Here is a 13,767-nt window from a genome sequence, read left to right on the forward strand (position 1 = left end):
AAATATTGGTGTGTGTTGTTTGAGGCAACAAACTTACAACATCAACTGATTCTAAGTACTCATTATTTAGACTGATTTAAAATAAGACGTTAAAATGACAAATACATCAAACCGGAATTCATGCGGCTAAAAAATAATCAGCGTTAGAAAGAGAGCCGTCTGCTCTGCTTATTTCAATGAACTGAGTGTCGTTCCTCCGGTTCCGACTTCAAGCAGATGCTTGATTCCACATTTCAGCGCAAAGTTAGCACGCTGATGTCCTGAAGGAAAATTGAAACAAACCGGGTAATTGTATTCTTTTACCTTCTCCAATACAATGTCCGCTATAGTTTTACCGAATATTTCACCCGGATCATCTGGCTTTGCATTAAATCCGCCAATGATCAATGCTGCAAGATGAGCCAGTTTTCCTGTACGCTTCAAATTCCAGAACATCCGGTCGAGATTGTATAAGTATTCACCGGTATCTTCCAGAAACAGGATTTTATCCTTTGTATCTAAATCTGATTTTGTACCAGAATTACTGGCAATAATGCTTAGGTTACCGCCAACTAATATTCCTTCTGCCCTACCAATGCGGTTTGATTGCGTTATCGGAGCAGTATATTTGAAATCTTCACCCGCTAATGCCTGTCTGATTGATAAAATTGTAGAAATCTGTATGGGTTCTGCTTTTGTCCAATCATCAGGGAAGCTGTTACACATTTTAGAATGCAGGGTTGCGATACCAAAATTCTGATTAATATGACAGTGTAAAACGGTGACATCGCTAAATCCGATTAACCATTTAGGATGTTTGATAAATTCAGTAAAATCCAGCTGATCAATAATACGCACTATACCATATCCACCTCTGGCACACATAATTGCTTTGACAGCCGGATGATCAAGCATATGCTGAAGGTCTTCAAGCCTTTCTCTGTCTGTACCTCCATAAGTAAAATCTTTTTTTCCTATGGTTGAACCAATTGTAATTTTGTATCCCCAGCTTTCCATAAGCTGAACAGCGGGTTGGATACTTGCTAAGCTAATAGATCCCGCAGGACTGGTAATGCCTATCGTATCGCCTGGTTTTAAATAGGGAGGAATTTTAATCTTACTGGTTTCATTGTTTACCGACAGATTAGCCCAGCTTTTGAAAGTGGAAAACACCGCTCCCGAGGCCATCAAAGAAGAAATGAAATATTTTCGGTTCATAGATCTCATTTATAATGATTAGCTGTTTTTCACTGGCAATAAATCGCAAAACCAATAACCACTATTGTTTTTGACGGGTTGGGCTGAGCAGGAGTCAGTATCCGTTTCAGGAGCTTGATACTCCCTGTAAACCTTTTCCCCTATTTCAAAAGGAATAGGCTTATTGAAGATTGGCCCATCGAAACAAAAGGTATGGAATTCACCATTCTCTCCGCAAACATCCACATTTGAAGGCAAATCTTTAATAAAGTCTGCATCAATAATTCTTCCGGCAAATTCCGGGTCAAGTAAGTCTGCTTTGATACAGACCAGGATAGATTTAAATCCGAGATCAATAAATTCAGTGAGCAGTGCCCTGGTATCTTTTTTCCAAAGTGGAAAAACAGATTTTATGTTCAGAGCCGATAATTGTTGTTCTCTGTATTTCCTCAGATCTTCTAAAAAGATATCACCGAAAGCAGCATGGGTAAATCCTTGTTGTTGCAGGCTGGAAACTTCTTTTTCCATCAATGTTTCATATTCCTGCATAGAGGGTTGTTCTGGCAATTCTATAGTGCTGTATGGCAAGTTCAATGCATCGATTTGCAGTTGATATAGTTCTCTGCGCAGACCGTGCATACTGACCCGGTTATGTTGTTGGTTAACTGAGGTCAGCAGGTGCGCTATGTTATAGTTCTTATCCTGCATCAGATAGTGCAAAGCAAGGGCAGAATCTTTGCCTGTACTCCAGTTAAAATATGTTTTTAGTTTGCTCAATTGTGTGTTATTAATAAGGAGATATATTTACTGTCCATTAAAAATAAAGTAAATATAATAGCCCTTGCAATTATTGGCTATTATAACATGAAATTCGTCATTTATCTTCTTCTTCGCCAGATAAATTATTATCACCCAGGATTAATGTGAAATTTATTTGCAAACTCAAACAACGTTGACTAGCATTGTATTAAATTATTTTCGCTCACTTATCAATCTTAAACAGCCATGAAAATGGATTTCGCAACCGCCACTTTTAAAAATTTCGAGAACATTGAAGGTCATGATATGTATGACAGAGCAGCTGTTTTCGGTGATTTCCTGCAGTACATGAACGATAATGGCCACATGAATTACCGGCTTCAGAATTTCTCAGGATGCGGGCCAGAAATGCGTGTAAAAACTTCAATACATCAGCAGGGCTTTGATTATGTAAGCTTTGTTTCCAATGATTACCTTGGTTTTACGCAGCATCCAAAAGTAAAAGCTGCTGCGATACAGGGAATAACAGAGTTCGGCACTGGTGCAGGTGCATCCCCGCTAATTGGTGGACATTTTTCTTACCATGAGATTTTAGAAGAGAAAATTGCAGGTTTCTTTAAGCGAAGCAAAGATTCGTCTGTAATTTTCACGACAGGTTATACAGCCAATAGTGCTACTTTAATGAGCCTTTTACAAAAAGAGGATCTGGCAATAGTTGATATGGCTGTGCATTCGAGTGTTTATGAAGGCTGCATATTAACGAATACGAAAACCTTTCTTCATAACCATATGGAGTCTCTGGAACGAATTTTAAAAGCTGCCAGAACTCAATACAGAACTAAACTGGTAATTGTTGACGGTGTGTATTCTCAGGATGGTGATCTTGCACCTTTACGCGAAATTGTTAGGTTAGCCAGGCAATATGGTGCGTATGTTATGGTAGATGATGCGCATGGAATTGGAGTGCTTGGTGCTACCGGAAGAGGAGCTTTAGAGCAGTCTGACCTGCTGAATGAGGTCGATCTTATTTCGGGAACCTTCAGTAAAACATTTGGAAATATTGGCGGTTATGTGATTGCAAATCCACACCTCATCAACTTTCTTAAGTTCCAGTCCAGACAACAGATATTTTCAGCAACCAGCACACCGGCAGCAGCGGGCATCATTAAAGCAATTGAATTAATTGATGAAGAACCGCAATGGCAGTTAAAGTTATGGGAAAACATCAATTACTTTAAAAAAGGACTTCTGGATATAGGTATAGATACGGGTACTACGGAGTCTGCTATTATTCCTGTTAAAATCGGAGATCCCCATAAAACTGGTGACGCTGGCAAGTTATTATTGAAGGCTGGTATCTATACCAATCCAATATTATATCCTGCTGTTGCAAAAAAAGATGCCAGGATAAGGATGAGTTTAATGGCAACTCATACGAGGGAACAATTAGATAAAGCCCTGAGTGCGTTTGAATTTGTAAATCAAAAACTTGATATTGCAGGACAAAGCGTATAGGATGGTAAGAAAAATTACCGAAGGACCGATAAGGAATAAAGAAAAAACCAGACTAAAATTGCTGAATGCCGTTGGTGAAATTATAAAAACCGAAGGGTATAAAGGTTTGGGGGTAAATAATATTGCCGCTAAAGCCAAAGCCGATAAGAAACTGATTTATCTTTATTTTGAAAATGTCGATAAGCTCGTAGAAACTTATGTAAGGCAAAAGGATTATTGGAGCGCCTTTTCTGAGGGTATCCAGGGATTAATTGAAGCAAATCAAGGCAACTTCGGTGAGGAACTTGCCAGCCAGATCTTAGTAGATCAGTTTAACTTTTTTCTTGATGCAGAAGAAATGCAGAAAGTTATTCTTTGGGAAATCAGTGAAAAGAATGAATTGATGCGGGAAATAGCCGATGCCAGAGAAGTTTTAGGGAACGAACTCTTTAAGCTTACTGACCCGCATTTTGGCGGAACTGATGTAGATATAAGAGCTATACAGGCCCTTTTAATTGGAGGTATCTATTACCTGATTTTACATACAAAGTCAAATGGCAGTACGTTTTGTGGTCTGGATATTAATGAACTGCCTGATCAAAAAAGAATCATCAAAAGCCTCCGCCAGATTGTGAAGTGGAGCTATACTCAGGCTAAAAAATAATTACTCTTCCTTTATTTTTCAATAACTGAATAATTATCAGTAAATTACACTATTCACTAATAGGTGAAATATCATTTGAAATATCAAAATAGTATTTAACCTTGCGCGTAGTGATTAAAACTACCTACCTGTTTTAAACATTTAAATTTACAATTATGCACATCATTGATCTCCAGAATCAGGAGCTGCGACATGACTATGTCTCTGCCATTTCTACATCAATAGCCGAGAGCTTACACAAAGACAAATTTGGATGTATTGTCAAAAATACTTCCGTCAATTCACTCGATCTTTTTAAATCAATTTGTAATGAAGTTGGTTCACCTATCACAGAGCAGTATTTTGAGGTTTCGAGTGAGGATGACTATTTTCATGATGTCATCGCTCATTTATGCCTGAATTCAGCTCACACAAACAATAAGCCAGCTGTGTTATGTACTATCGATAAAATTCTGGCTAAGCTGACTGAAATTGATATAGAGATTCTAAGCACACCAATATTCGAATTCAGCTCGGGAAAAGCTGCAGTACTCACTAAAAATGAGGAGGAGTACCAGCTGCGCTATAATGGGGAAAGAATCAATACCACTACCTTATTACACATTGCCAAAGATGTACTTAAAAAGCTTGAAGATATTATCCATGAGATTGGAGAGCATTATTTTCTGAATGAGGGAGATTTTTTAGTACTCAATAACCACAGAATTATACATAGCAGAACCAACTTCTCAAATGATAACGGACGACAATTTAAAAGCGTCAGATTGTATTATAAATAAGGGTCTGCGTTAATGGAGTTTCACACAAACTGATTGGATATATTATTTAACTTTATATCACATAAACGACAAAGGAATGGATGAACAAAAAGTTTGCAGCCATATTACTGCTATCAAAGACGTCAAATTAAGTAAGGATTATGTTTGCGAAGAGTGTATTAAGCAACATACTGAATGGATGCATTTACGCATCTGCCAGACTTGCGGACAAACACTTTGCTGTGATGATTCCCCACAAAAGCACATGACCAAACATTATCATGAAAGTAAACATCCGGTAATCTCCTCTGCTGAACCTGGAGAACGCTGGTTATGGTGTTATCCGGACGAGGTATTTGTAGAATATTAATGCAGTACAGAACGGGCATTATTGCCCGTTCTTTTTTTGACACGAAACTCTCCCCTGCTCTCCTGTTCCGCTATTAGCTATTTGACCAGAACCCTATTCTGGCTCAGTATTTCCCTTCGGTTTATCTTCAGATAAAATCACGAAGTGGCCTTGGTATTTCCACAGGATTTATTATCTTCTTTCAAATATATATTAATCTATTTATCAACTTAAACCATTAAGAAATGAAAAGAATTATACTCTTATTCCTGACGGCTGTTTTATTCTTTTCCCTGCAGGTAACGGGACAGGAAAAAATAGTATCGGGAAAAGTGACTTCAACAGAAGATGGATTACCACTCCCTGGGGTAACTGTAAAAATTAAAGGAACGCCTTTGGGCGTGATGACTAACACGGATGGAAATTATGCAATCAAAGCCAAACCAGGACAAATCATGGTGTTTTCCTTTATTGGTTCGATGAATGAGGAGCAAATTATTGGAACAACAACCACAATTAACGTGAGTCTGAAACAAAATTCAAAGGGTTTGAATGAAGTTGCAGTAACTGCTTTTGGAGTGAAGCAACAGGTACGCGGACTAGGCTATGCCACACAAAATGTAAAGGCAAAGGAGATCGTAGAATCTAATCAGCCTAATATTGTAAATGCACTTCAGGGAAAAGTTGCTGGTGTGCAAATCAATAATTCAAGCGGTGCTCCGGGTTCTTCAGCGAGTATTAACATTCGCGGTGGATCTTCATTAAGCGGAAATAACCAGCCGCTTTTTGTGGTAGACGGGATTCCTATTGACAATAGTACGCCTGTTTCACAAGGCGGATTGGTTGCAAGTGCAGCACCAGCTTCCAACCGGGCAATTGATATCAATCCGGAAGATATAGAAAGTATTACGGTATTAAAAGGCCCTGCTGCTGCCGGACTGTATGGTTTACGGGCAGCTTCTGGTGCAATTGTAATTACCACCAAAAAAGGAATTTCCGGAGCTGGTAAGATCACCTATTCCAATAATTTCTCTTTTGACAGGATTAATAAACTACCAGAACTTCAATCCACTTATAAACAGGGAGAACAGGGTGTTTCTAATGCTGTAGCTACTGGTTCATGGGGTTCGCTATCCAATCCTGGAGATCCGGTTTACACGAATCTCCGGGATTTCTTTAAAACCGGGTTCTCGCAAACACATGATGTTTCAGCAAGTGGCGGCAATGAAAAGACAACTTTTTTTGCTTCAGCCGGTTTACTGGATCAGCAGGGAATTGTAGAGAACACGAATTATAAGCGCAAGTCATTCAGGTTAAGCGGGGATAGTAAAATTACGGAGAAACTAAAGGTTGGCGGAACGCTGAATTATGTAGAGTCTGATCGTAAATATGTTTTGCAAGGCAGTGGCAGCGGCGTAATGGGTGCTTCCCTGTGGCCAACAAGTGATAACATGAGTATATATTTAAATCCGGATGGCAGTCAGCGGACACTTACGGGGATAGATAATCCATATTGGAGCCGGAACTATAAACCGGTTACCGACAAAGTGAACAGGGTAATTGCTAATGGGAACATAGTATATGATCCGTTTTCTTTTCTGAATGTAACTTACCGCCTGGGAACAGATTTCTATAATGAGAAATTTAAGAGCATAAGAGGAGCCGGTACAACTGTTGTTGGTGAAGAAAAAGGGGCAATTTCTGAAGTCGCTTCTACCAATCAGATCACTACATCTACGCTATTGATTACTGGAAAGAAGACTTTCTGGAATGATTTTAACACCAGCCTTACACTTGGACATAATCTTGAATCGACTGCATATGAAGGGGTAACTACAACAGGTTCAGGATTCATCGACCCGGCATTCACTTCACTGAACAATACTTTACCAAATACCAGGACAAGCATCAATAACATTACCAGAAGAAGAATCATGGGCGTTTTTGCAGATTTGAATCTGGATTATAAGAACCTGATTTACCTGAATTTCCGTGGTCGTAATGATTGGTCATCTACGGTCAGGAAAGATGCGCGTTCTTTCTTTTATCCTGCAATAAGTACTTCTATCCTGTTCTCTGAAATATTAAAGGAAATGGGTCTCAAATCTGATGACAAGGTGTTTTCATTCGGAAAGTTCAGGGCTTCGTGGGCAAGGGTTGGTAAGGATGCCCCTCCTTACGTACTGGCAACCACGTTAGGTACAACAACTAATAGTTCTACGATAAACCCGAGGGGTTTCATTATAAATTCAGGTGCTTATTATGGAAATCCATTACTTCAGCCTGAATTCACAAATTCCTTTGAACTTGGAGCAGATATCCGGTTTTTCAAAAGCCGCATAGGATTGGACATAACTTATTATAATTCTACATCAGATAATCAGATTCTTGGCACACGCACAACACCTTCATCTGGTGCATTTCTGGCTTATTTGAATGGAGGTTCTATCAATAGCCGGGGTGTGGAAGCTATATTAAATATCCAGCCTGTGGTCAGTCAAAATTTCAAATGGTCTGTAGATCTGAACTTTGCAAAGAATAAATCGACAGTAAAATCATTACCGGGCGAATTAGACAGAATAGAATTATCAGATGCGTGGGTAGCTGCCGGTGGTACAAATGTAGCACAGGCAGCTGCATTCCTGAATGGTTCTTTATTCGGTATCAATGGAACGACATGGAAAACCAATAGTGCCGGAAAATTGCTGTTAGATAACAACGGGGCTCCTCAGGTAGCACCAGCACTAAGTGTAATTGGTGATAGAAATCCAGATTTCACAGCAGGGATCACGAATACTTTCACTTATAAAAACTTGTCTTTATCCTTTATGATTGATATCAGACGGGGTGGCGATATTTTCAACAATACAGAGAATGCGATGGTTTATTCAGGTACCAGTAAAAAGACACTGGACAGAACGACCAGAGTTTTTGATGGAATCATAGAATCTACGGGCCTGGTGAATACAAAAAGCATCAATCTTGATCAGAATTATTATCAAACATTATATGCTAAACAAGGATACGATTTTGTGGAAGATGGCAGCTGGTATCGCCTTCGCTATGCTACAGTAAGTTATAGCTTTCCAAAAGCAAGGATTAAGGGGATTGGATTATCCAATTTACAGGTCTCATTAACTGGCCGTAACCTGATTCTGATCACTAATTATTCTGGTTCAGATCCTGAAGTTTCAGGCAGCGGGGCCGGAGTAAATGGTTCGGGTTCTTTTGGGTTTGACAACCTGGGTATCCCGGCAACAAGAGGATTTGATCTGGGTTTGAGATTATCATTTTAATATTATCAATCATGAAAGCATTATATATAAAAGTTATTTCTGTTTTAAGCCTTGCTGCTTTAACACTGGTGACGTCCTGTAAAAAATACCTGGATGTGAATACAGATCCAAATAATCCAACCTCAGTTTCTGCTGCAAATCGTCTGGTTGGTGCAATTACCACTACTAACGGCGCTGCAATGTGGCGTGGTTCCAGAGAGATTGCCGGATTAGTACAATATGGAACCACACAGTTAAATACCGGAACCAATAGAAACGCAGAACAGTGGCGTTATACGGCCTCTTATTTTTTCTGGCAAAATGCCTATGTCTATACGATGCCGAACTGCGTCGATCTGATCAATTTGGGTGAGACTGAGGGTAACCCCCATTTCACAGGAGCAGGAAAAACACTGCTTGCATTAAATCTCGGCATGTTAACAGATCAATATGGTTCAATTGTGGTGAATGATTTTTACAATGGAGTTTCAGGAATCAATCTCGTTCCTTCATTTGATGACCAGCAAACGGCTTATCAACGCATTCAAACCTTACTGGATGAGGCAATCGTCTCTTTTGATGGCACTAATAAAACTGCCGCCCTGAATTCCAAAAATGGAGATATCCTCTACCAGGGAGACGTGAGTAAATGGAAACGTTTTGCTTATGCGCTGAAAGCACGCTATCTGAATCATTTAACAAAAAAGACAGCACTTTATAATCCGGCAAAAGTAATAGAAGCTTGCGAAAATGCTTTTAATGCAGATGGTATGGATGCACAGTTTGACTATATCGCTGGTGCATTGCAAACTGATGAGAGTCCATGGTCAAGCTGGGGTGGTTTTACAAGTACTACAGATCCAAGGTACTTTACATGGAGCCAGTTTTTTGTCAATATGCTAACCAGCTTCCCGGTAACCAATAACATTTACCAGGATCCGCGCATCAAAAAGATTATGCTTCCCGCAGCATCTGATGGAAAGTACAGAGGGTTAAGGTCTGGAGGCGCTCTTGCTGGCGGACAGGGTATATTGGCAGATGGCTCAAATGGTGATGCGACCAAAACTGCGGTTGCTGATTATGGCCCTTTCAGTAAGAGTGGATATTATACGAATACCACCTCTCCATTCCCTTTTATTACTTATTCTGAAGTGAAATTAATCGAAGCTGAAGCTAAATTACGTTCCGGCAATATAGCTGGTGCTTTAACTGATTATGAATTGGGCGTGAAAGCTAACATGAGAAAGCTGGGCGTGAACGCTCAGGATATTAATGCGTATTGGACAGCACAGCTTAGTGATGGCCTCGTTTCACATTTCTCCAACCAGAGGCAGGGATTAAGTCATATTTTCCGTCAGAAGTATATTACGCAATGCTTAAATAATGAAACCTGGGTAGATATGCGCAGAATGGACTATAGCAAAGAGATTTATGGTCCCAGCCTTAAAAAACCGCTGAATATCAATACGACAATTTTCTCTTCAAACGATGCTGATCCATGGATTCAGGGGATGGTCTATGAGACAAATGAAGCGACAAGAAATCCGAAAAATGTAGCAGATAATTCTGAAAAGACCAGGTTATTAACACCTCTTTGGTGGAACCAGCCTTAATGAATTGAATTTTATAATAGCGCATGATGCTGTTGAGAGCTGTGTCATGTGCTATTATAAAATCGTTTTATCATTGAATAATTGTTGATAGCATTTTACACTATCCCCCTTGTAAGTCTATTTTTTACCCGTTTTAGCTCCTACTCAATTATGAAATACCTTATATTTGAGTTATCATTTACCTGCAAATAACTTTACACTAAGCCAATAATTCTATTTATGAATTCGCATTTAGATCCTACTGATTTGGGAATATTAAATCTTCTGCAGGAAAATGGAAGGTTAACCAACAAAGAACTTGCACATCAGCTGAACAGAACAATTTCTCCGATTTTTGACCGGAGAAAAAGACTGGAAGAAATGGGTTATATCAAAAAGTATGTTGCCATACTGGACAGGGAAAAAATCACAACCTCTCTGGTTGCTTTCCCCCAGATTGCACTCACCAGTCATAGTGAAGATGCTTTGGAATCTTTCCAGAAAACCGTTATTTCATATCCTGAAGTTCTGGAATGTTATCATATTACGGGAAAGTATGATTTCATGTTAAAGATTATCATTCCAGATATGCATGCTTATAATGCTTTTCTTCGCCAAAAGATTGCTCCGCTTGAACGGGTGGGTAATGTACATAGTTCATTGGTGATCTCGCAGTCAAAAGCCGAAATCGGGCTGCCTTTATAAAGATAATTATAGTGCTGAGCCGTGCTTATCCTCCTGACCGCACACGGCTTTCTTCTTCTGATGATCCTTTAGAACGATTACGCGCTCCTTTAATGGCTGTACTGCCAAATCTATAGCTGCAAGTTAAACGGAAAACCCTGGTTTCACTTTTTTCATTTACTGAATAAATCTGAGATGGAATTTCACTCGTAATTCTGAATCTCTGTAAGTTAAATACATCATTTACAGCTAGTTTAAGGCTAAGTTTTTTCTCCATAAATGATTTACTGACACCTAAATCAATACCGTAATTAGGTTTTACGGATAATGTTCCATCTACCTGAGCCGAACGGTAAAAACCTGACAGCTCAAAGTTTGTTGTACTGTTCAAAGTGATGGTTTGGTTACTATTAAAGTTAAAAGCAGTTTTACCTCCTTTATAGGGTATGCCCAAAAGATTTGGTGTACTGAATTCGTTATAAAAAACGGTCAGGTTATTATTTGTTGTCCACCACTTAAACAGGGTTAAAGGAGAATTGATATTCAGGCTGTATGATTTTTTTTGTGCAAGGTTCTGAGAAGAAATAAATAATGTTTTCTTTGCTGTATCGGAAACCAGTACCCTTGAAATAGCATTGTTGGTATGGCTGTAGCCAAGCGTAGCATTTATCGTTTTTTTATAAGCGTAGGAAACTTCAAACGAGTTCGTATACTGAGGATTCAGAAAGGGATTTCCTATACTGTAAGTATATAAATCCACGAAGTACACAAAAGGGTTTAAATCTTCATAATCAGGACGGTCAATTCTTCTGCTGTAAGAAAAACCAACTTCATGATTTTTAGAAAGTACCCGGTTTACAAAAACACTTGGGAACAAATCAAAGTAATGGCGGTCAGAGATTTGTTGTTTGGACACAGAATTACCTTTAGAATTCGTTTGTTCTGCTCTGAGTCCCAATTGTACAGTTAATCCTTTGAATTCACGGTTCAGATTTACATAACCAGCATTTATATTTTCATCATAGATGAAGTGATCGCTGCGGACAAGATCATTCTGCCAGTTATTATTCAGGAAATTTTCAAAAGAGGAGACATTGTCTGTACTGACTTTACTGCTTTTCAGCCCGGTCTCCAGTTTCATCTTTTTATTGATAGGTAAAGTATAATCTACCTTTCCGGCCCATATTTTCACTAAGGATGGTGTCCTGTTTCTAAAGATGTATGGTGCTTTGGAGGGCTGACCTTCAGCATTTAAATAGGTATTATTGTAATTGGAATTCTGTAATCCGCTATATTTTGAATAATCTGCATCAGCCGAAATCTCCTGGCCAGCAGTATCAATAATACCTTTGTAGTTCACATTGTAAGTGATACCTGTATATTTATATTGATTTGGATTAGAGGCTACAACTGATGAATCTGTTTTAAAAGGCTGACTTCCAATCAGGGTTACGACTTTAGTATCATTATTATCACCGGTAGCCCTGTAGCCATTCACTGCTACCCCAATTGTGTTTTTATCATTGATAAAATAATCTAACCCAGCCTTATAATTATAATTCTGCCTCTGCCCTATCTGCGCACTTGTCTGTCTGAAAAAGGTTTGATCTGTTGCGGTATTATTTACCCGGTCAATATCCAGGTTATGGAATTTTTTGTTCTTCCCAAAATTAAATTCACCGAATGCATTAAACTTTTTTTCTCTGTGGTTGAGTGATACCCCGCTGTTTGCTTTGTAATATCTGCCGTAGCCTGCACCTGCTGTTATGGAACCATTGGTACCATAGTTGCGGTTTTTTTTCAGTTTAATATTGATAATTCCCGAGTTTCCGGCAGCATCGTATTTAGCTGAAGGATTAGTAATCAGTTCAATAGACTGTATTGCATTACCTTCTGTAGAGCGTAAAAGGTTAGCCAGTTGTTCGCTGGAGAGATAAGTAGGTTTGCCATCCAGCATAACTGTTACACCAGTTTTCCCTCTCAGACTTACGTTCCCTTCTTTATCAACGCTCACACCTGGTGCTTTTTCCAGAATTTCCAGTGCAGTATTACCTGCTGCCAAAACACTGTTTTCGACATTCAGTACTGTTTTATCAATTTGTCTTTCTATAAGGGGTTTTCGGGCAATAATGTTTACGCTATTCAATTGTTTAGAAGACGGAACCAATTCTACCTTATCAATGTTATAACTTTTGTTTGCGGTATTGATAATAAACGGCCCCCTAAAAACCCTGTTATAACCCATCATATTAAAAGCAACCAGGTATTGTCCTTCTGGTAAATGCTCGAAAAGATAACTACCGTTATCATCTGTGACAGACCCTTTAATCAATGTTGAATCTTTAGCAGCTAATAAACTTACTGAAACATAAGATTGGCTGATATGTTTATCATCCTCAACTTTACCGCTAAGTTTACCTGTACCATTATTCGTTTGGGAGTTTGCTGAAGAAAGTATAAAGAGGCTGATCATGCAGGCCAAAATACCAGTGGTTAGTTTGCTCATCTTTTAAAGGTTATGTCTTTAAGATGACTTAGCAGATAAAAGGTTACAGCAGCATTAAAAATAATTTAAAAAGGGTGAGCAGTATTCAGAGATCTTTTTTTGTCTGGATACTGCTCACCCTTATCGTCTTTTTGATTATAGATTAATAGCCACGATGCCAGTAACCTCCTCCATAACCATGTCTGTAATGTCTGTATCCACGGTCCTGAACAATGCAGGAGCTCAGTAAAGATGCTACTACTGCCAATAGCATTAGATTTTTAAATGTTTTCATTTTTGTGTGTTTTAATTTTTAACCTATTTAATTTCATAACCTATACGGATAGACATATATACTGCTTAAAGGATTAATCGGAATGAGGTTTCCGGAGATTGCTTACAATAGATTATTTACTGTATTTGAGCTCATTATAATAATTTGATAATTCTGATTAGACAACAACAACTGTTGTAACCAGAAAAAACCATCAATATCACTAAAGCAAAATTCTTTTCCATATTTCTTGACAG

11 protein-coding genes are annotated in these 13,767 nt (G+C 38.7%); 7 read left to right on the top strand and 4 right to left on the bottom strand.

Features of this window, described 5'->3' with window-relative positions; translation table 11 throughout:
* Positions 1-168: 168 nt before the first annotated feature.
* Both AB3G38_RS10345 and AB3G38_RS10350 read right to left on the bottom strand, forming a co-directional pair.
* A complete protein-coding gene (locus AB3G38_RS10345; RefSeq protein WP_367868405.1) occupies positions 169-1,197 on the bottom strand; it encodes an LD-carboxypeptidase in 1,029 nt (342 codons plus the stop codon).
* Positions 1,198-1,215: 18 nt separating this feature from the next.
* Entirely contained in the window at positions 1,216-1,953 is a 738-nt protein-coding gene (locus AB3G38_RS10350) for an ATP-binding protein (RefSeq protein WP_367868406.1), read from the bottom strand.
* A 234-nt stretch (positions 1,954-2,187) separates the two neighbouring features.
* Between AB3G38_RS10350 and AB3G38_RS10355 the strand changes: the two genes are divergently transcribed.
* From AB3G38_RS10355 to AB3G38_RS10385, 7 genes are all read left to right on the top strand, one after another.
* Positions 2,188-3,450: an aminotransferase class I/II-fold pyridoxal phosphate-dependent enzyme gene (locus AB3G38_RS10355; RefSeq protein ID WP_367868407.1), complete on the top strand. Its 1,263-nt coding sequence runs from the start codon at positions 2,188-2,190 to the stop codon at positions 3,448-3,450.
* A gap of 1 nt (position 3,451) precedes the next feature.
* The gene (locus tag AB3G38_RS10360; protein ID WP_367868408.1) at positions 3,452-4,093 is read left to right on the top strand and encodes a TetR/AcrR family transcriptional regulator; all 642 of its coding nucleotides are present in this window, start codon (positions 3,452-3,454) and stop codon (positions 4,091-4,093) included.
* A gap of 155 nt (positions 4,094-4,248) precedes the next feature.
* Positions 4,249-4,872, top strand: a complete 624-nt coding sequence (locus tag AB3G38_RS10365; protein ID WP_367868409.1) for a hypothetical protein — start codon at positions 4,249-4,251, stop codon at positions 4,870-4,872.
* A gap of 76 nt (positions 4,873-4,948) precedes the next feature.
* Entirely contained in the window at positions 4,949-5,221 is a 273-nt protein-coding gene (locus AB3G38_RS10370; RefSeq protein WP_367868410.1) for a UBP-type zinc finger domain-containing protein, read from the top strand.
* Positions 5,222-5,445: 224 nt separating this feature from the next.
* Complete coding sequence (locus AB3G38_RS10375) at positions 5,446-8,496, top strand: SusC/RagA family TonB-linked outer membrane protein (protein WP_367868411.1); 3,051 nt, start codon at positions 5,446-5,448, stop codon at positions 8,494-8,496.
* A gap of 11 nt (positions 8,497-8,507) precedes the next feature.
* Positions 8,508-10,088: a SusD/RagB family nutrient-binding outer membrane lipoprotein gene (locus AB3G38_RS10380; RefSeq protein WP_367868412.1), complete on the top strand. Its 1,581-nt coding sequence runs from the start codon at positions 8,508-8,510 to the stop codon at positions 10,086-10,088.
* Between the two features lie 219 nt (positions 10,089-10,307).
* Complete coding sequence (locus tag AB3G38_RS10385) at positions 10,308-10,772, top strand: Lrp/AsnC family transcriptional regulator (protein ID WP_183868136.1); 465 nt, start codon at positions 10,308-10,310, stop codon at positions 10,770-10,772.
* Between the two features lie 25 nt (positions 10,773-10,797).
* Here AB3G38_RS10385 and AB3G38_RS10390 read toward each other — a convergent pair whose 3' ends face one another.
* Both AB3G38_RS10390 and AB3G38_RS10395 read right to left on the bottom strand, forming a co-directional pair.
* Positions 10,798-13,257: an outer membrane beta-barrel protein gene (locus tag AB3G38_RS10390; protein ID WP_367868413.1), complete on the bottom strand. Its 2,460-nt coding sequence runs from the start codon at positions 13,255-13,257 to the stop codon at positions 10,798-10,800.
* Between the two features lie 142 nt (positions 13,258-13,399).
* The gene (locus AB3G38_RS10395; protein WP_367868414.1) at positions 13,400-13,531 is read right to left on the bottom strand and encodes a hypothetical protein; all 132 of its coding nucleotides are present in this window, start codon (positions 13,529-13,531) and stop codon (positions 13,400-13,402) included.
* Between the last annotated feature and the right edge of the window lie 236 nt (positions 13,532-13,767).

It is taken from the genome of Pedobacter sp. WC2423 (assembly GCF_040822065.1).
GTDB lineage: Bacteria > Bacteroidota > Bacteroidia > Sphingobacteriales > Sphingobacteriaceae > Pedobacter.